Origin of the sequence: Virgibacillus alimentarius (assembly GCF_017874635.1) — a bacterium.
GTDB lineage: Bacteria > Bacillota > Bacilli > Bacillales > Amphibacillaceae > Virgibacillus_B > Virgibacillus_B alimentarius.
The window spans coordinates 44,612-64,109 of the sequence record NZ_JAGIKX010000012.1 but is presented as its reverse complement, the minus strand read 5'-3'; the positions used below and the strand labels follow the sequence as shown (position 1 = coordinate 64,109).

Below are 19,498 nucleotides of genomic sequence, written 5' to 3'. Positions count from 1 at the left end.
AAAGCAAAATTGACTGGACTGAGTCCGGTCGAATACCGAACTCAATCCAGCCAATCAGCTGCATAATAAAAACTCTAACTTTTAGGGGTCGCCACTTATCGAGTAGCATTTATAATTTCAAGAGAGGTAAGCTTTTTTATTTTGTCCGTTTCATTTAAAAATATACATCCTTTGTGCTGAAGTAATTCAGTTAACAGGAGACAGCCTCCGATTAAGAAACAGAAGTACTATCTTTAAAGAATAAACGGTTCAATATTAATGAGCAAAAAGTAATGGCTCATAGTGGATATAATGTTCAAAAAAAGAGACTACAACGCGGTAGGCTTATGTAGTTTGAGGGAGAAGCTTTAATAATGTACAAGTCAGTACGTTATTATGCATGAAACATTCCACAATTGGTCTTTACGTTGGAACTTTACAACCTTTTGCAGCTGTTAAAGGTATGCTGTAAATTTATCGATTAGTTACTTTTTCACTATTGGTCCCCTTTTTAGGAACGTTCATTCTCATTATATAAAATAACAATTATCAATTATGTTGGTTCATTGGTTTGAACCTAATTGTCAGGATAATTGACATATAACTTTTTAAGCAGTAGGGGTAGTACCAATGAAATTTTTGTTTTAACTTACTTTCCTTTTTTCCTCCAATTTTAAAAGAGCAGCCATAATGCACCGAGCAATAATACCCACGATTAGAAAAAGGAAGAAATCAGTTGTTGCAGAAAACTTTTTAATATAGATAAAAATGTTAAAATATTCTAATATCAAGCTATAATATACAAAGGATAATAATCCACCCCAAACTGTAATCCAAATGAAATAACTTCTCCAAGAAGAAGTGTACTGATATACCAACATAGCAGATAAAGGAATAAGAGTAATGTCACCTAAAAAGAAGTTTGGCTGGAAAGGTAGTATCCTTTTAGGGTTGCCCAGTAATTCAATTGTTGAGCAATAGAGTCGTATACGGCAAATGCAACTGCAACTAAAGAACCGTATAGAAGTATTTCTATAATTCGTTTTTTGTCTACAAGATAGAAAAATATTACATACATAAAAACTATTAAAATCACTTGGAATATCCAACTTTGGGATAAAAAAGTTTGATTAATCCATTGAGTTTCAATTAAATTATTTAAGTTTTCAGCCTTTTTAAGAATTTGATCGTCAGTAATCATAATGCTATCCCCTTGTTTTTTGTTGAAAAAGACTTACTTGCTATATTCTTTGTTTACGAATTGAGATTATTCATTAACAAAGATGTTAATATAATCCATATTTCTCATAGCTACAAATCACAAAAAGGTTTTATCATTACAAAGTCATTCGATCGTGACAGTTCCACATGGGGTTGGAAAAGAAGCCTCACAGTTGTCCTTGTTGTGGTAAAGAGACTGATTGAGTCCATGATTACCGAATATTTTAGATATCGAATAATACAATAAGCATTTGGTGTTTTTTTATTTTAGGGTGGAATACACAAGGTACTAATTTCCACTTGATTTTTAATGAATGAAATAGGTCTTTTCTCATAATTATGTTAAATTGTATAGTATTTTCATACTATTTTATATATAATATAATAAGCTGGATTCATGAATTAAGCAAAGACCTTAATGTCTTCTAGACTGCTGAAAGATCAGGATAAAAAGCGGAGGGACTGTTTATAAAAAAGGCGATTCACAATTCGAAAACAATGTGAATGAAACAAATGAAGTAGAAAAGTCAAAAGTAGGGATGTCGCTGGATAAGTGGTTAGAATCACAAGGGTATGATATCGAAGAATGATACGAAAAGGGCAGTGACTGAAAATTAAATTATTATGTTAGCACTTTAAACAAAATTATAACAAGGGGGAAAGTAATATGACAGAAGAAACAAGAAAGAATAGATGGAAAAACTGGAATTTTTGGTTCAAAGTTGGTGGTGGGATAATAGTTGCAGTGTTGCTTTATGTTATTGGCCACAAATTTGCTTCAATTGAACTAGAGGAAGAAGCTATGAAGTATGAAGATGTGAAGAAAAGGGTAGAAGAAAAACATGATCAGTTAGAAGAAACGCAGAAGAAACTGGATAATATTAAAAATGAACTGAGAGAAAACAATCAAGAGTATGAAGAAACTCAAGAGGTAATTGCAAATCGAAATAGCATCCAAGATGAAGTTGATAAATTGGCTGGACAAGTGACGGAAAAGAAAGGAGAAGTAAAAGAACTAAAAAAGGAAATTAAAGATAAAAATAAAGAATTACAATCCGTAACCGGGGAAATTAAAGAAGCAAAAGGAAAACCAATTACACTATCAGCAGGTAAATTTGTAGTAGGCGAGGATCTTCCAGCAAATAGATATAAAGTTACGCCTAATGGTAATGGAAACTTTTTTGTCAATGACGGTGTAGATGTCAACGTTATTTTAGGAAATGATGGTGATTTTTATGAAAGTGAGTATGTATTTGAAGCGTTCGAAGGTGATAAAATAGAATTAACTTCATCAGCAACATTTACACCAGTGGAATAATAATTTATCTATATATATAACAGCAGGGAAAATTATATTATAGGTTTTTCAAATAACTATATTCAAGGTATTATAAAACTTTTACTTAAAAAGCTGGTTCATAAACATTGCCAGGTTTTGCTCGATACTCCTCTGCATAGCAGATAATAAAAAAATTTTAAACAGCATTTTTTTATTGATTTAATACTCCTTCAATTTGCCTTTAAAATCAAACCATTATGTAATATAGGTGCGTTTTTCGCTTTGTATTATAACTGCATAAGGGGGAAAACATAAGGGTGAACTGAAAGGAGTAGAAAGTAAATGAAATATATAGCCGTATTATTCATGAAATTTGTATTAGCGACTGGTGTGCTATGGCTTGTGCTAGGAGGACTAGAAGGTGTTAGCTTTGCATCGATTTTAATCATCAGTATTGTATTAACAGCTATATCATTCATTGTTGGTGATTTATATCTCTTACCTAAAATGGGAAATATTGGGGCAACCATGGCTGATGCTGTGCTGGCACTTGCAGTAGTATGGTCAATGGGAGCACTTTTATTTACTCAACCGATTGGGTTAGATACTGTCTCACTAGTTTCAGCCGTTGGGATCGCTCTTGGAGAACTTCTTGTTCATTGGTACGTGAAAAAACAATTTATAAGTGACGAGTCCACAATTCAAGGGTTATATGATCATGATTTACAAACGGAATACGGGGAAGAAATCAAACCGGATACTACGTCCGTTGAAAACAAAAGGTTAAAAAAATAGTTTTAAATTTAAATTAGGGGCTTTCAATAAGTTGCGAAACTTATTGAACAAGTCCTTTTTTGTGGAGAAAATTCCTAAGATTTTTCTGTAAACACTACTGGTTAACGATAACATGAATACATCCATTCAAATGGTAAATGATAAGGGAAACTTTAAATTTATTTTGGTCTTATAATAATAGAACTCTGGTACAATACGATATCCCAAAATTTCCAAAATTAACGTTACAAATGAAAGGAGTTAAAGATGAAAAATCTTCTACGACTATTAAAGGAAGGGAGCAGATCCGCTTTATGGGCGAGTATCATGAACGCGGTTATAGCGGTTATAAAAGCTATTACCTTTTTCATTACGGGGAATGTGGCCATGTTTGCTGAAATGATGCACAGTATTGGTGATACCGCTAATCAATTTTTTGTGTATGTCGGGTCTGCTTTAAGCAAAAAAGCCCCAACTGACCGTTTTCCAGGCGGTTTCGCACGGCTAATTAATTTAGTGTTATTAGGGGCAGTTTTGATCGTCGGTATTTTAGCTTACGAAACAGTAAAAGAAGGAATTAACCATATCCTCGCACCACCTGAGTCAGGGGAATGGTTTTACTTGAATATAAGTGTCTTGGGTATTGCAGCAATATTGGAGGCTTATGTGCTGTTTAAAGCAATGAAGGAAATAACGGAGGATATTGGTGATAACATAAAAGGATTTAAAATAGTGACGAAAAGTTTTAAGTATATAGACAGAGCAAAGCCAGCAACAAAACTTGTGTTTTTAGAAGATTTGGTTGCTACAGGCGGTGCAATAATCGCTATGTTGTCTGTTATTCTCGGAACATTTACTCCTTTGATTGCAGCTGAGGGTTATGCCTCTGTAATCATTGGCCTTATGTTGTTCTTTGTTGTGGGAAGAGTATTCCTCGATAATGCTGCAGGTGTTTTAGGCGTTGCGGATGAAGACATGGAAAGGAAAATTGGTGAGGTTGTTTATGATCATCAACATGTAAGAGATATACAGGAGCTTATCGTTTTTAAGGAAGGTGCCGAATTACATGTTGAATTAAAAATAGAACTTGATCCAAATATGTCAGTAGCGGAGGCCGATGATATCCGAGATGATATTGAAGCAAGAATTCTTCAAGTGAAGGATGTGACAGATGTCATTATCGAATTTGATGAGGATGATGAAACACAAACATGGAATAACCCTGTCAGTCAGGAGTAGAAAAAGCTAGGATAAAACGAGCTAAAAGATCTTAAAAAGGTTCCAATTATCGGTTTTTCATGATTGGAACCTTTTTGATTTGGATTATTTCCATTATCTATAATTAGATTTGTATTCATGGCGGTGTACTTTCTCAAGTTTACCACCATGAATGCAAATCCTTATTCATTCTCACCTTTCATCGAAAGAGGAACTATCTGACCTTTTTTACATTTGCTGGGGTTTTGTCCTACCCTTTTCTTTGAGCCTTCTATGTTTTTACAAAAACAGGCACCCAATATAGATGCCTGAATAATATGATAAAGGAACTTAAAAATTATCAAAGCAAAGGAGAAGGCTCATGAATAATAAATGGCAACCGCTTCGTCAACATCCTTATTGGCAACACAATTTGAATCATCAAGGGCATATCAATCATTGGTATCATCATCCACACCCCAATCCCATGCCTGCTTGGAACCGCAGAGTATCGATCGAAGAGGCTATGAATATTGCACTCGAACAGGTACCAGGTCAAGTGGTTAAAATTGAACTGGAACAAGAGCATGGTATATTGGTTTATGAGGTGGATATTATAACAGCACAAGGAGCCAAATATAAAGTAGAAGTTGATGTGAATACTGGTGGGGTTGTAAATATAGAACTAGATTAAAGGTAGAGGAAGCATATCCATTTAGGAAAAGTCTCTCAGAATGTTGAGGGACTTTTTCATTATGGTTTATCGTGCGTCCTCACTTGTATAACATTTGATCAATATCCACCTGATTAACGCTCCAATAATTAAACCAATTGGTATTGATATAATCGGTAGCCAGACAGGTCCAATGAGATACCCAAAAATTTTAAGTACTGGTGAAAAAGCTACACCAACTGTACCAATATATGCAGCAAACACAAATGGGAGATATGCAAATGGCTTTTGGCCACCCCCCGTATCTTTATATGCATCCCAAATAGCAAAGAGGTATAGGCATGGATAAAACATAAACCAGAGGTAATTTGTTTGCTGAATTGCTTCTTGAATTTCCCCGTGAAAACTTAATACAATAGCCTGGTTTAGATTTCCAAAAACATTTACTGCAAATTCTAGTACAACTAAAAGAACTCCTTTTACAAATTTTCGATTTAACAACTGTCCAAATCCCGGTAGTGCAATACTCCAAAGAAGCATTTCCAGCTTTCTGCTTTTTCTCTCTATTTTTTTATCCATAGGCTCATCTTTTCGCTAACCCCTTACGGTCAGCCGCTATTGGCGGTTGTTCCATCCAACCATTTTCTATCATAATGTTTGCTCCTTCGTTGGAATACTTCACTATTTCTGCCATTAGCCGGGTATATGTAACTCCTAGGTCATGTCTTGGACTTGCGGAAATTGCTGATCCGTACTGGGTAATTCCGAACGAAATAAGAATTGTAACAAAATTCATCATGAACTTATCTGAGAAGGGTGCAACGGTCGAATCAGTTACCTCCGATGTCATAAGCATACCATTCGATAAATAATCCTCATTTAAAATATCGTTAAAAGCCTCTTTGTGTTTTCCTGCAATGTCCCGCCCCTTTTCAAAATATTGTCTTGTTTCTTTGTTCTCAGCCACTTGACTAAAAGCGGTTATTACTGCTTGTCCTAGTGCATTTCGCTTCGATGCATATGCTAAGTTTGCAATTTCAACTCCTAACAATGGTCTTCGGTCACCAAACCATCCAGTTAAAAACCTCTCTTTTTTCACAAAGTCAATCTTCTTTGCCTTTGGAATTGATGGTGTGCGTACATATGTACCTTTTTGTTTTGCTAATTCAACTGCCTGTTTAAGAAGTCCTTGTGCAATATTTAATTTATTGGAGTAAAAATCAATAATATCTGATCTAGCTGCCATGGTTAAGGCTGTTGCGTTTGTAAAAAGATTTAATTCAGCCATATTCAAAATATATTCTAAATAAAGCTTATCCGAGAGAAGCCGTGGTGCATTTAGGTTTACATCTTGTTCTGTGAAGCCTTGTGGGACAGGGTAATTTTCGTTGTTAAAAAATTGCTCTAATTTAGCTTTGTTATTTTTTTCAATGGTTAAAGCTTTCTCAAGAATTTGGCGAATTTGTGAATCATTCACATGTACCAAAAAAAAGTTTATCCCACATAAATTAAGCGTATGTTCTTGATAGGAAGACCAAAGACTCGAAATTTCCGCTGCTGTAAGTTCTATATGATTTGGAGTATTTTCCGTTGACATTCTACTTTCTCATCCCTTCTTTGTTTAGCTAGTTAAAAAATCGCACAACATTCTTTATTAGAGTGATCAGAAATTAATTTTTCTATTCATCTGAATAAAACGTTTGCACATACGAAATGAATAAAAGGAATGAATCATGGGAAAAAGAAGAAAATGACAGGTTGGATGTAAGGGGTGAGTGTTGTGGCTCGACGCGTCAAAAGGAAACAAAATGTAATACAAAATTCAAACAAACAAGAAGAAAACAAACAAAAAGAAAACTTTTCGATCACTATCTATAAAGAATTAGATAAAAATATAACCAATTTAAAAAAGATGCTTGGTGAGCCGATTGACCTTGTGGTTCGTCCATTTACCGTTCGCGGAACAGAGCATAAATGCGCGATTGCTTATATAGACGGATTAGTAAATGATGATTTAATACATAGTCATATTATGAAAAACGTACAGCTGGAAACGGAACGAAAGCAATTACCAGATGAGAAAGTAAAACTATTTGAAGTAATTAATAATGAAATTATTTCCGCGTCTACGGAAAAAGGATATACGCTTGATGATTTATCCAATGCACTTTTGAACGGGGATACAATATTCTATTTAGATGGCATTGATAAAGTATTATTAATAGATACAAGAGGTTGGGAAAGTCGTGCAATTGAAGAACCAGATTCAGAAACAGTCATTCGAGGCCCTAGAGAGGGTTTTGTTGAAAATATACAAACAAACCTGGTTCTCCTTCGTCGCCATATACGAGATCCCAATCTCCGCTTAAAAAAGCATTATATAGGGAGGCGATCTAAAAAGACGATCGCTGTAACCTATGTAGACGGGATTATTAATCCAGATATCGTGAAAGAAGTGGATCGAAGACTAAGGGCCATTGATATGGATGATGCACCTGGTGTAGGTTATATAGAACAGTGGATTGAAGATAGCTTCTTATCACCATTTCCGCAATTAATAAATACAGAAAGGCCCGATAAGGTGTCAGCTGCCCTTTTGCAGGGGAAACTAGCCATCTTTTTGGATGGAACACCGTTAGTTTTAGTGCTTCCTGCAACATTTGGAAATGCATTGCAATCGCCCGAAGATTATTATGAACGCTGGACGATAGGGACCTTGATACGAGGGCTTCGATATCTTGCTGCATTTATATCTGTATTTTTACCCGCTTTATATGTAGCGTTAGTTTCCTACCACCCTGGGATGATTCCTCAAAAGCTGGCCTTTTCAATTGCAGCGACAAGGGAAGGAGTTCCTTTTCCTCCTTTTATCGAAGCGTTATTAATGACCATTACAATGGAATTATTACGGGAGGCAGGGGCAAGATTGCCTTCAACAATTGGGCAGACGATAGGTATTGTCGGTGGACTAGTAATCGGAGAGGCAGCAGTTCAAGCGGGTATTGTAAGTCCAATCATGGTCATCGTTGTTGCCCTAAACGCCATCGCATCGTTTGCTATTCCATCGTACAGTGTTGCGATCTCTTTTCGCATTCTTCTTTTTGGATTTCTGATCGCATCTGCAGTATTTGGGCTTTTTGGTATCATTCTTGCTTATATTATGATTAATATCCATCTTGTTAATTTAAAAAGTATTGGAGTCCCTTATTCTACTCCATTCGCACCAACCTTTTTAAGAGATTGGAATGATCTCATTTTCCGTTCGCCCATTCCGTTAATTTCGAGACGACCGAAGTATTTGCAAGCTGAGGACGAGAAATCTGGTAATACGGGAGGAAAAAACCTTTGAAACGTTTCAAATATGCAGATGAGTTGATTAGTGAACGGGAAATTATGATTGCGATACCTTCCTTTGTTATCGGAGTAGGTGTCCTTACCTTCTCAAAAGATATGGCTGCTGTGACGATAGCTGCTGATGGTTGGATCCCTATTTTGATAGGGGGAATCATCGCTATAATGATAACATGGATAGTCGCAAAACTAGCATCCAGCTTTCCAAACCAGACATTTTTATCCTATGCATCTTGTACTGTCACAAAACCTGTGGCGCTTGTTTTAACATTTCTTTTTGCAGTGATTGCATCACAATTAGCCGTACTTCAAATTCGGGAGATTGCTGATATCTCCAAACAATATATATTTGATCGTACGCCAGTGGAAGTGATTGCATTAACTTTTTTGCTTGTTGTTGTTTACGCTGTTGCAGGATCAAGAGTGGGCTTGCTTCGCTTAAATATGATGTTTTTCCCGATTATTTTAGTTATTTCATTGTTAGTTATTGTATTTAGCCTGAACCGTTTTGAATGGAATCACTTATTTCCGATGCTTGAAACAGATTTCACCGGATATATGAAAGGGTTACGTTCAGCAATTTTTTCTTATGTTGGATTTGGCATTTTATGGTTTTATACAGTCCTTGTTAAAAAGCCAAAAAAAGTGCCAAAAAAAGCAGTTATCGGAATGTGTATACCTGTTGGATTGTATTTATTTATATATGTGTCTATTATTGGGGTATTTGGAAATGCAGTTACAAGTAATTTATTATTCCCGACGATTGAATTAGCAAAAGGAGTGGAAATACCCGGGGAAATTTTTGAGCGATTTGAATCCGTTTTTTTTACGATATGGATCATGGCTATTTTTAATACTACTGCAATGGCACTTGATATTTGTGTCTTCGCATTGAATTCTATATTCAAGAATGTACAGAAATATAAGATTTTATTTGTTTTATCTCCATTAGTATATGCCAATGCGATGTACCCACAGGATTTAATTGAGGTATACACGTATGGAACTATTGTTGGTTATATAACTTTCGGGTATACCGTATTTGTAGCGCTTCTATTGTTAGTGGTTGGAAAACTAAGGGGAGTGAAGCCCATTGGTTAAGCAAAAACTGATACAAATAACTACCTATTTTCTTATGGTTATTTTACTAACTGGCTGCTGGGATCAAATCAATATTGAGGAGCATGGTTTTGTGGTTGGATCGGCCATTGATAAAGCCAATGATTATTCGGATGAAAACATGAATTTATCGCTGACAAATCAGATTGTCTCTCCTGCCGGATTAGGTACTCCTGCAGGAGGCGGCAATAATAAATCCCCGTTTGTTAATGTAACAGCTACCGGAACAAGTATATTTACAATTAATCGTAATATGGTACAAGAAATAAGTCGCGCTCCCTTTTATGAACATGTAAGGCTTCTTATTGTCTCCGAAGAAGTAGCCCGTGAACCTGAAATATTTGCTAGTATACTGGATATATTTATACGCGATCAGGAAATGCGCAGGGGCATTAAAATTATGATAGCGAAAAATAAGGCAAAAGAATTACTTGAAATAAAGCCAGAACCAGAACAACTTCCTGTGAGGTATCTTGATATGATTTCCGATAATAACTATAAATCAATAGATATGATAGATCCTGTTACGCTAGGCAATGTACATGATTTTCTATTAAATAATAAGAGCTATGTACTTCCGAAAATTTCCCTCTCTGAAAATGAAGTAGACTATAAAGGTGCAGCTGTTTTTCACGGTTTGAATGATAATATGGTCGCTGAGTTAACGGCTCAGGAAACCAAAGGGATGAATTTAGTAAAAGGGGATGTGAATGGAGGAGTGATCAAGTTCAAGGTAGAAGATCATGTCATGACTTTTGAACTTGAGGGAGCGAAAAGTAAGATAAAAATAGATCCAAAAGACCCAAAAAATATGGATATATCTGTAAACGTAGAGGTAGAAGGAAGACTTGCCGAAATGTATGGAAGTAAAACACTGTTAGATCCTTCCTATTTATCAAAAATAGAGGAGAAGGTTGCTAAAAAAATAGAAAAGCTTGCAAATCAAACCATTGATAAAGCCCAGAAGGAAATGAAGCTTGATATTTTTGACTTTGATAAGATTTTAAAACAAAAACATTATTCAATTTGGAAGAGAATAAAAAAGGACTGGGAAGACGGCGAGAATTACTTTGCAAATAGCCGCATCGATGTTTCAGCTGATGTTCAAATACGGGAAACAGGAGCTACAAATCGGGCCAAAGGCAAGCGGCATGAATAAATCATTGTTTGGATATTTCTAATTGATATGAGGTGTTGATATGTGGGATAAAATCATAGGCGTTTTACCTGAAAAAATGGTTTTAATTTGTACAGTTTTAAGTTTTCTGATACCGTATGGCATCTATAAGATAAACTCCAAATTACACGAATATGGAGATCCTGGATGGAAGCGTGAAGACGAACAGAAACAGAAGCAGAAAATGAAACAGCAATCAAAACAGAAAACTCCTGCTCTAAATAAATCAAACAAACAATAAATCAAGGATAAAGCAGTTTTTTTATAGACTGCTTTTATTTTATTTTAAAAATTTAAAAAAAAGTTACTATTAGTACTTATTGAGAAGTGATTTACATTTTTTAATTCCTCTTTATAATAGAAGTTGGTATATAGAAAAATAACATTATTTTCTGAATATTACGAGGAAGGGGTACTTTATGGAGAAGCAAAGAAAGGGGATATTTCAGCGTTTTCTCGACAGGATCGAAATAGTAGGTAATAAATTGCCGCATCCTGTTACACTATTCGCAATATTAGCGTTATTAGTAGTTGTTTTATCAGGAATTGTTTCCGCTTTCGGGATTAGTGTGGAACATCCTGGAGAAGAAAACGAAATGATTGAAGTTAAAAATTTATTAAGTGGTGAAGGAATTAAATATATACTTACCAATTTGACAGATAATTTCATTGGATTTGCTCCGCTGGGCGTTGTACTTGTCACAATGCTTGGTATCGGTCTTGCTGAGAGGACGGGCTTAATCAGTGCTTTATTGCGTGGCTTCGTTTTAGCCGTACCAAATAAATTGATTACTGCAGGCTTAGTTTTTGCGGGGATCATGTCTAGTGTTGCTTCGGATGCAGGATATGTTGTTCTGCCGCCACTAGGAGCGGTTATATTTGCAGCGCTTGGACGTCACCCGTTAGCTGGACTAGCTGCCGCATTTGCCGGGGTATCTGCTGGATTTAGTGCAAACCTATTTTTATCCGGAACAGATGCCATGTTAGGGGAATTAACCATTGATGCTGCAGCAATGATTGATTCGTCGTATGCAGACACAATGAACATTGCGATGAATTATTATTTTATTATCGCTTCTGTTTTTATCTTAACGCTTATCGGTGCGTGGGTAACCGAACGAATTGTTGAACCACGATTAGGTGAATATAAAGGAAAGTACCGTGAAAAATTAGAAGGACTTAAAAGTATTGAGAAAAAAGGATTGATTTGGGCAAGTGTTTCATTAGTTGTTACACTTATCTTAGTCGCATTGCTAATTCTTCCAACAGGTGCTCCGATGCGCGGAGAAGGTGGAGCCATTATTCAATCGCCATTTATGGATTCACTTGTACCAATTATTGCCATTGTGTTTTTGGTACCTGGCTTTGTTTACGGTAAAGTTACAAAGGTTATTCGTAATGACAAAGATGTAGCAGCTCAAATGTCTGATACGATGGCGTCAATGGGGATGTTCATTGTTCTTGCATTTACTGCTGGTCAATTTGTTGCATTTTTCAATGAGACAAACATGGGACTTGTTCTTGGTGTATATGGAGCAGAGTTTTTAGAAAGTATTAATTTAACCGGAATTCCGCTAATCTTGGTCTTTATTGTGATCGCAGCATTTATTAATTTATTTATGGGTAGTGCATCAGCAAAATGGGCAATGATGGCTCCGGTCTTCGTACCGATCATGATGCAGCTTGGTTACTCACCAGAGCTTACGCAAATGGCTTATCGGGTTGCCGATTCAACGACCAACATTATTACGCCATTAATGACATATTTTGCAATCATTATTGCTTTCGCACAAAAATATGACAAGAAAATGGGAATTGGTACGTTAATTTCAGTGATGTTCCCATATTCCATTTTCTTCTTAGTTGGCTGGACGATCTTCCTTGTTGCTTGGATGCTACTCGGAATTGACCTTGGTCCAGGATCACCTATTCTTTATCAGTAAAAAAAGAACCTTTACCTTATCGTCTTTTTAGGGTAAAGGTTCTTTTTGATTTAATTTGTACCTTTGTTTCTCCGTTGGTGGATAATATTAATTTCTGCACCTATCATTAGGGTTAATCCCGTTAAGAAGAACCAGATCATTAGGACGATGATTCCACCTAAGCTGCCATAGGTAACCGAGTAACTGCCGAAATTACTTGCATACAGGGAAAACCCTAATGATATAAGTAACCATAAAATGCTTGTAGTTAAGGCGCCCGGCATAATATGTTTCAATGGCAATTTTTTATTAGGAGCAAAGCGATAAAGCAATATTAAAAGCCCGGTAATGACAAGAATACTAATTGTCCACCTTGCTATCTGGAGTAAAACAACAAGTGAACCGCTAATACCTAAAAAAGATTTTATAAACCCTAAAATCACATTGCCAAAAACAAGCAGAAGTATCGCAACTACTAATGAAATAATCATTCCAATCGTTAACGTTAATGCGAGTAAACGGACATGGATAAAAGATCTTGTTTCATCGATTTCATATGCCTCATTGACAGCCTTAATAAAAGCGTTTATTCCACCGGAAGCGGACCATAGTGCTGCAATAATACCAAAAGTAAGCAATCCGCCCTTAGGTGTTTGAATAAGGCTGATAATATTTTCTTCGAAGATAGATGCCATTTCACTTGGCAATGTTTTATTCATGAAATCGATGGCATCGTTCGGTTCAATTTTAAAATATGGTATAATTGCGAAGCACACAATAAGTAATGGAAAGATGGATAATAGATAGTAATAGGCTTGCGCTGCTGCTAAAATAGGGACATTATCTTTTTTAAATTCTGCAAGCAGATCTTTTATGTAGTTAATGAAAGTAGACATCGATAATCCTCCTAACGATTTAGATATACCCCTCATTTGTATGATTTAATCTATTTATGGTATTCTAATTATTAGTTTCAGGTGACAAATACTGGTGGAATCATGCTATTATAAAAATATACATAGGAAAAGAGGGATATAGGTGGTTGTACTCGGAATAGGCGTCTTGATTTTTAGTATTGCGTTTGCGGTTTTAGTTGGTTACCTTTCCTATACACTGTATGCAATGACAAAGGTGATTGATGGTGTAGGTGATACGGTTGAACAATTGCCGGATCAACTGGATACGATTTTCAAGGAAACAGAGAATATACTGCATGAAAGTAACCAGACGTTAACGGATTTAAATGAAAAAATGCGTACATTGAGTCCATTATTTTATGCTGTAGAAGATGTGACTGAAGCAACTCGCGGCTTCGCCTCTTCTCTAGCGAGTAACCCAATCTTCAAAAGAAAACAAGCGTCTGGAGAAGACGCAGGAGAATCCGAAAAAAGCGCATTCCGTTCAAGATTATTTAAAAGACGGAAAAAATAAAAATCTTCCTCAACATTTGTGTTGGGGAAGATTTTTGTTATTTTTTCTTTTTTCCTTTAAGAAGATAGTAGACAAGTGCTACACCGCCGTATAAACTTTCTAAATTATTGCGGTGGATTACGTTGTTTGGATCAGATGTATTTTCCTTAAAGGCTTTACTCGCTTTTGAAAGAGAGGATGATAGCTTTTGAGATGCTTCTCCAATGTCATTCACAATGTTGAATATAGGATTTAATGTGTTTAGTTTTTCATTAACATCACTTAATGTTCCCTTTGCTGTCTTAAAGCTATCGGTTGTTTCGCTGAATACTTTATCAACATTCTCAGGAAGTTTGTCAGTCGTTCCCTTTAAGCTTTTAAGCGTTTCAGCTAAATTGTTTAAAGGTTCCATTAATAAAATGACTAGAATGAAAAATGCAATTCCAATAACAGATAATCCAATTCCTACCCACATCATATTATTTACTAGCCTCCTTTATATTTCGATTCTTATTGTTCCATATGTATTTCCACTTTATTCAAACAATTAAACTTATCTCTCCTATACTAGTATAAAATGCGTCCTTTTTGCAAATACTAGATTCCATTACATACGAATGAATATTAATCACCTAGTAGTATGGGATGGAGGATGAATAAGATGATCAAAGAAACGATGAAATATCATAAAAAAATAGACATTGTATTAGAAAATATAAACAAAGTAATGATTGGAAAGCAAGACGAAACAGTATTGAGTTTAGTCGCCTTATTAGCACAAGGACATGTTTTGTTTGAAGATGTTCCTGGTGTTGGGAAGACAATGCTTGTCCGCGCATTAGCAAAGTCATTAGATTGTGATTTTAGAAGAATTCAATTCACCCCGGATTTATTGCCTTCTGACATCACGGGGATATCGATTTATAACCCAAAAGAAATGGAATTCGAGTATAGACCAGGACCACTTCTTGGAAATGTCGTTCTTGCTGATGAAATCAATCGTTCTTCTCCAAAAACACAGTCATCCTTACTAGAAGGAATGGAAGAAAAGAGAGTTACCGTTGATGGGAATACGGTTTTGCTTCAGCGGCCTTTTTTTGTCATGGCTACCCAAAATCCAGTTGAATTTGAAGGAACGTACCCACTTCCGGAAGCACAGCTTGACCGATTTCTCCTGAAATTGAAGTTGGGCTATCCAACGCTAGAAGAGGAATTGGAAATGCTTGAGCGAACAACAAAAAATCATCCAATTGAATCCGTTCAATCAGTAATTTCCAAAGCAGAACTGATAACGCTTCAGGAAGAGGTAAAAGAAATATACATCGATCAAAGTATCCAATGGTACATTTTAAAATTGGTCTCTAGCACAAGAAATCACCATGCCATTCATTTTGGTGCCAGCCCAAGAGCTTCGATTGCATTAATGAAAGCTTCTCAGGCATTCGCATTTGTCAAAGGCCGTGATTATGTACTTCCTGATGATGTGAAATATTTAACGCCATTTGTACTTTCACATCGAATCACTCTAACACATGAGGCAACTTATGATGGGGTAGACAGAGAGCAGACTATTGTCTCTATTATTAAAAATACAAATATACCGATCCGAAGGAAGTTTAGCGGATGAAAGCATTATTTAGACTTATGGGAAACTTGCTATCTATTATTTTGCCTCTTTCTATCCTTTTTGTAGGCGCTATGTTTCAAAGTGATTTTGTGAGCGGCTTTTTATTGTTTAGTTTCCTTCCTATTGCCCTTTACCAGTTAGGAATGCTTTTTTACCGAGTGGGAGGATGGAACGTCCGTCGAATACTATCACGAAATCGTATACGGGCAGGTGAATCAATTTCAATAAAACTAAACATTCAAAGGAGAATAGGCTTCCCATTATCCTATTGTAAGATAGAAGAGGTATTTCCATTTTCCTTACAAAAGATAGATACGCGTGAAGCGAAATATCACTACTTGAATAATCCCAACCGGTTACATGTGGAGCGTACGTCAAAACGAATTGTTTTCCCGGGTTTTAAGCGAGAATTTGAAATTCCTTATGATATACAGAAACTGCCGCGAGGAATACATCAGCTACAGGCAATTCGGATTAGAACGGGGGATATGTTTGGTTTTATAAAAAAGGAGCATGTTTTTCAAGTGACCGATTCCCTCATCGTTTATCCAAATGAACGTCCTATCTGTTTACAAGAACCGAATAATACGATTGCACAAGGGTCACTATCTTCGCATGCTTTACACTTTAAAAACATCAATATAGCTTCAGGAAGTAGGGAGTATATTCCAGGAGATAAATTTTCTTGGATCGACTGGAAACAAACTGCAAGCAAAAACAAAATAATGACAAAAGAATTTGAACAAGAAAAAAGTGTAGACACTGTAGTCATTTTAGATAGTTGTTATGATCATGCAATGAACCATTTAGCTTTCGAAGCAGCAGTAGAGGTGACTACTTCGCTTATAGAGACACTGCACAGGCAGTCGGTTACTGCGGGTTTATTAACTGTTGATAAAGAAATACACTATTTTCCAAAACAGCATCATGATGTACGCAATCATCTAGCACAAATCCACCCAAATGGAAAGCGTCCTTTTGCCAATTTATTGAAAGAAGCATCAATGACAATGAAAAGTCCACCTAGTCTATGGATTGTTACGAACAATTTGAATGAAGCATTAGGACAGACACTAAAAGAATTAAAACAGCGATCAACAAGCATTGCTCTCTTTTTGGTTCAACCTTCTGCAATGATCTATCAAAGAGATTACCAACGCATTGATAGATTACATGGGTATGGGATTGAAGTTAGACTGATTTCTGAAAAACAATTAGTGAAAAACCCAATCGAGGTGAATGGAATATGAGGTTTCAAAAGCAACATAAAATGCTATGGGGCTCTACCTCTATTTTGTATGTAAGTGGTTTTTTTCTGTTTTTAGAATGGATGTATCCAATCGAAAGAATTAGTGGGAAAGGCAGTCTAACTTTATTTATAATGTATACGATGTATTGTTTTGGTATTTCTTTTTTGCGAATGCACATTGATCAGAGAGCAGAAATAAGGCGAGGAGGGCGACCAGAAAGTAGCGGATATCAACTAGAACAAGAAAATATCAACCAGATGGAGAAAATATCGACCGAAGGATGGGGATATCAACCGGGAAGCGAAGATATTGACCGGAGATCGGAAATATCAACTGGAGAGGGGAAATATCGACCGCAACGAGACGGATATCGACCAGAGCGCGGGAGCATCTACCGGAGAATCAAAACATCAACCGAAGCGGAGAAACAACCTGTTCGGAGTACACATCAATCAAGGGCCGGAAGGATCGACTGGAGCAATGGAAGTTGGCTCTTTTCTTTCTTACTTAAAGGTTTTGGTTTTCTATTTATTATCCATTGGTTATTCTTTTTAGACCAAATGTTTCTTGGTAGTTCATGGATTAACCAATTATATTCGGAGATTATCTTTAATATCCGAATGCTTTTAGACCAGCAGTGGTACGATGTAACCCCCTTGTTCCAGAATGTATTGCTGCTCGTTTTCATTTGGCTGATGAGTTATTTAATAGATTACTGGTTTGTAACCACGAAGCAGGTATACCTATTTGTTTTCATGACGTATCTGTATTTAATTGCTCTAAACGCTTTCACTGTGTATGATGCCGGGATACCAGCTATCAGAACTTTTACGATTGCGTTTATTACTTTAGGTATGGCTAATCTTGTCAAAGAAGTAGAGGGCGAATCTGCTCAGTTGTCTTGGAAGAAGAATTGGACGGTCCCACTGGTTAGTGTTGTGTTTCTGGCAGCTCTGATTGGATATGTGACACCTGTTTTTGATTCAAAGTGGACCAATCCTACCCCACTTATTGAATTTGCAGCTAAAACGATGCAAGATCCAAGTTCTACCGTACAAAAGGTTGGATACGGGGAAAACGATTCTCAACTAGGTGGTTCGTTTGTCCAAGATTACAGTACCGTTTTCACCGCAACAGATACGAAAGATCACTACTGGCGGATAGAAACAAAGGATGTTTATACGGGAAAAGGATGGAAAACGTCTACATCACATAATTATCGAACACAAAGGGAAGGGCAGATTTCTTTACGTACTTTTTCAGATAAAGTGGAAACCGAACAATCGGAAGCAACACTTGAGTTTAGTGACCATGCAATGCTCGGAAAACTCGTATACCCGTATGGTGTTAATGAGGTGAATGCAGATAAACATGTGCAATTTCAATTAGATGAAAAAACTGGAGAAATTCAATCACAAATGAATAAAAATACGAATCTGAAAAACTATAAAATCACCTATGATCACCCCTCTTTTTCGGTAGAGACATTAAGGGATGCAAGTGAAGTAGACCCGGCCGCTATTGCTGATACTTATACACAGCTTCCTTCTTCATTACCTGATCGTGTGGAAGCGTTAGCGGAAGAAATAACGGCTGCTTATCACAACCGCTATGATAAAACGCGTGCAATTGAGCAATATTTTGGGAAAAATGGTTTCGTTTATCAAACAAGCAATGTACCTGTACCAGGGGAAGATCAGGACTATGTTGATCAATTCTTATTTGATTCGAAAGAGGGGTATTGTGATAATTATTCCACTGCTATGATTGTTATGCTCAGGACACTGGATATCCCATCTAGATGGGTGAAAGGATTTACGAGTGGAGAAAGGATTAAAGAAGGATCAAATGGTAAAAATGTTTATGAAGTTACCAATGCAAATGCACACTCCTGGGTGGAAGTATATTTTCCAGAAATTGGCTGGGTTCCATTTGAACCGACACAAGGTTTTTCTAACTTATCTGATTTTCATACGACAAATGAAGATAAGGGGAAAATTAAGGAAACGTCAGATAAAGAAATAATGGAAAATCAAGCCGTTCCAGTTGATTCAAAGAGTGGAGAAAATGACAAGACAAATAAAAGAGAATCGAGTGAAAATCAAAAGAATGGAAAATCTTTCATTTTGTTTATGCTTAGTTTTGCCCTTTTATTTGTTATACTATATATAATGCGATATCGTTGGTTAACCATTTTTTTCACAATGAAATTGAAGCGAAAACAGAGTGTTAATAATTATCAGGATGCTTACCATCATTTATTAAAAATTTTGCAGCGAAAAGGGATGGGGAAACATCCCGATGAGACGCTAAGGGAATACGCAAGCAGAATTGATCGTTATTATGCCTTTAGTAATATGCGTCTCTTAACATACGGTTACGAACGAATTTTATATAATGATGAAGTGTATGTTACAAACGAAATACAACTAACGAAATTATGGAAAGATTTAATTAAATGTGTTATGGGTTGACCAGGTGTTTGTTGCTTAGTAGAATAAGAAGATAAAATTAAGCAG

General features: G+C 36.2%; 18 protein-coding genes. 13 read left to right on the top strand and 5 right to left on the bottom strand.

Annotation, left to right across the window (positions count from 1 at the left end; all coding sequences use genetic code 11):
* Window positions 1-889: 889 nt before the first annotated feature.
* Window positions 890-1,180: a hypothetical protein gene (locus tag J2Z81_RS08320; RefSeq protein WP_226371119.1), complete on the bottom strand. Its 291-nt coding sequence runs from the start codon at window positions 1,178-1,180 to the stop codon at window positions 890-892.
* A 687-nt stretch (window positions 1,181-1,867) separates the two neighbouring features.
* Here J2Z81_RS08320 and J2Z81_RS08315 point away from each other — a divergent pair.
* The 4 genes from J2Z81_RS08315 to J2Z81_RS08300 all read left to right on the top strand — a co-directional run bounded on the left by J2Z81_RS08315 (window position 1,868) and on the right by J2Z81_RS08300 (window position 5,144).
* Window positions 1,868-2,518 carry a hypothetical protein gene (locus J2Z81_RS08315; RefSeq protein ID WP_226371118.1) on the top strand — a complete coding sequence of 217 codons (651 nt, stop codon included), beginning with the start codon at window positions 1,868-1,870 and terminating at the stop codon, window positions 2,516-2,518.
* 303 nt (window positions 2,519-2,821) lie between these two features.
* Window positions 2,822-3,274 (top strand): YndM family protein, encoded by a 453-nt coding sequence (locus tag J2Z81_RS08310; RefSeq protein ID WP_226981291.1) that lies wholly within the window; start codon window positions 2,822-2,824, stop codon window positions 3,272-3,274.
* A gap of 246 nt (window positions 3,275-3,520) precedes the next feature.
* On the top strand, window positions 3,521-4,492 hold the full coding sequence (locus tag J2Z81_RS08305; RefSeq protein WP_226371117.1) for a cation diffusion facilitator family transporter: 972 nt from the start codon (window positions 3,521-3,523) through the stop codon (window positions 4,490-4,492).
* A gap of 340 nt (window positions 4,493-4,832) precedes the next feature.
* Window positions 4,833-5,144: a PepSY domain-containing protein gene (locus tag J2Z81_RS08300; protein ID WP_198020894.1), complete on the top strand. Its 312-nt coding sequence runs from the start codon at window positions 4,833-4,835 to the stop codon at window positions 5,142-5,144.
* A gap of 66 nt (window positions 5,145-5,210) precedes the next feature.
* Here J2Z81_RS08300 and J2Z81_RS08295 read toward each other — a convergent pair whose 3' ends face one another.
* Both J2Z81_RS08295 and J2Z81_RS08290 read right to left on the bottom strand, forming a co-directional pair.
* The gene (locus tag J2Z81_RS08295) at window positions 5,211-5,702 is read right to left on the bottom strand and encodes a hypothetical protein (RefSeq protein WP_029266048.1); all 492 of its coding nucleotides are present in this window, start codon (window positions 5,700-5,702) and stop codon (window positions 5,211-5,213) included.
* Between the two features lie 4 nt (window positions 5,703-5,706).
* Window positions 5,707-6,720, bottom strand: coding sequence for a DUF3231 family protein (locus J2Z81_RS08290; RefSeq protein ID WP_029266046.1), 1,014 nt, complete (start codon window positions 6,718-6,720; stop codon window positions 5,707-5,709).
* 183 nt (window positions 6,721-6,903) lie between these two features.
* Between J2Z81_RS08290 and J2Z81_RS08285 the strand changes: the two genes are divergently transcribed.
* From J2Z81_RS08285 to J2Z81_RS08265, 5 genes are all read left to right on the top strand, one after another.
* Window positions 6,904-8,472, top strand: a complete 1,569-nt coding sequence (locus tag J2Z81_RS08285) for a spore germination protein (protein ID WP_319023830.1) — start codon at window positions 6,904-6,906, stop codon at window positions 8,470-8,472.
* A complete protein-coding gene (locus J2Z81_RS08280) occupies window positions 8,469-9,575 on the top strand; it encodes a GerAB/ArcD/ProY family transporter (protein WP_226371116.1) in 1,107 nt (368 codons plus the stop codon). The genes J2Z81_RS08285 and J2Z81_RS08280 overlap by 4 nt, the downstream gene beginning before the upstream one ends.
* Window positions 9,568-10,752: a Ger(x)C family spore germination protein gene (locus J2Z81_RS08275; RefSeq protein ID WP_226371115.1), complete on the top strand. Its 1,185-nt coding sequence runs from the start codon at window positions 9,568-9,570 to the stop codon at window positions 10,750-10,752. Before J2Z81_RS08280 ends, J2Z81_RS08275 begins: the two co-directional genes overlap by 8 nt.
* Window positions 10,753-10,792: 40 nt before the next feature.
* Entirely contained in the window at window positions 10,793-11,011 is a 219-nt protein-coding gene (locus J2Z81_RS08270) for a hypothetical protein (protein ID WP_038220829.1), read from the top strand.
* A gap of 178 nt (window positions 11,012-11,189) precedes the next feature.
* Entirely contained in the window at window positions 11,190-12,713 is a 1,524-nt protein-coding gene (locus J2Z81_RS08265) for an AbgT family transporter (RefSeq protein ID WP_029266038.1), read from the top strand.
* 50 nt (window positions 12,714-12,763) lie between these two features.
* On the opposite strand, the gene J2Z81_RS08260 is transcribed toward J2Z81_RS08265, so the two are convergent.
* On the bottom strand, window positions 12,764-13,588 hold the full coding sequence (locus J2Z81_RS08260; RefSeq protein ID WP_029266036.1) for a YihY/virulence factor BrkB family protein: 825 nt from the start codon (window positions 13,586-13,588) through the stop codon (window positions 12,764-12,766).
* A gap of 142 nt (window positions 13,589-13,730) precedes the next feature.
* Between J2Z81_RS08260 and J2Z81_RS08255 the strand changes: the two genes are divergently transcribed.
* Window positions 13,731-14,123 (top strand): DUF948 domain-containing protein, encoded by a 393-nt coding sequence (locus tag J2Z81_RS08255; protein WP_038220826.1) that lies wholly within the window; start codon window positions 13,731-13,733, stop codon window positions 14,121-14,123.
* A gap of 37 nt (window positions 14,124-14,160) precedes the next feature.
* On the opposite strand, the gene J2Z81_RS08250 is transcribed toward J2Z81_RS08255, so the two are convergent.
* On the bottom strand, window positions 14,161-14,580 hold the full coding sequence (locus J2Z81_RS08250; RefSeq protein WP_226371114.1) for a DUF948 domain-containing protein: 420 nt from the start codon (window positions 14,578-14,580) through the stop codon (window positions 14,161-14,163).
* Between the two features lie 183 nt (window positions 14,581-14,763).
* Between J2Z81_RS08250 and J2Z81_RS08245 the strand changes: the two genes are divergently transcribed.
* Genes J2Z81_RS08245 through J2Z81_RS08235 form a run of 3 tightly spaced genes read left to right on the top strand, consistent with a single transcriptional unit; the run spans window position 14,764 to window position 19,453 of the window.
* Complete coding sequence (locus J2Z81_RS08245; protein ID WP_226371113.1) at window positions 14,764-15,729, top strand: AAA family ATPase; 966 nt, start codon at window positions 14,764-14,766, stop codon at window positions 15,727-15,729.
* Window positions 15,726-16,979 carry a DUF58 domain-containing protein gene (locus tag J2Z81_RS08240; protein WP_226371112.1) on the top strand — a complete coding sequence of 418 codons (1,254 nt, stop codon included), beginning with the start codon at window positions 15,726-15,728 and terminating at the stop codon, window positions 16,977-16,979. Before J2Z81_RS08245 ends, J2Z81_RS08240 begins: the two co-directional genes overlap by 4 nt.
* Window positions 16,976-19,453, top strand: coding sequence for a transglutaminase TgpA family protein (locus tag J2Z81_RS08235; protein ID WP_226371111.1), 2,478 nt, complete (start codon window positions 16,976-16,978; stop codon window positions 19,451-19,453). The genes J2Z81_RS08240 and J2Z81_RS08235 overlap by 4 nt, the downstream gene beginning before the upstream one ends.
* Window positions 19,454-19,498: the final 45 nt, after the last annotated feature.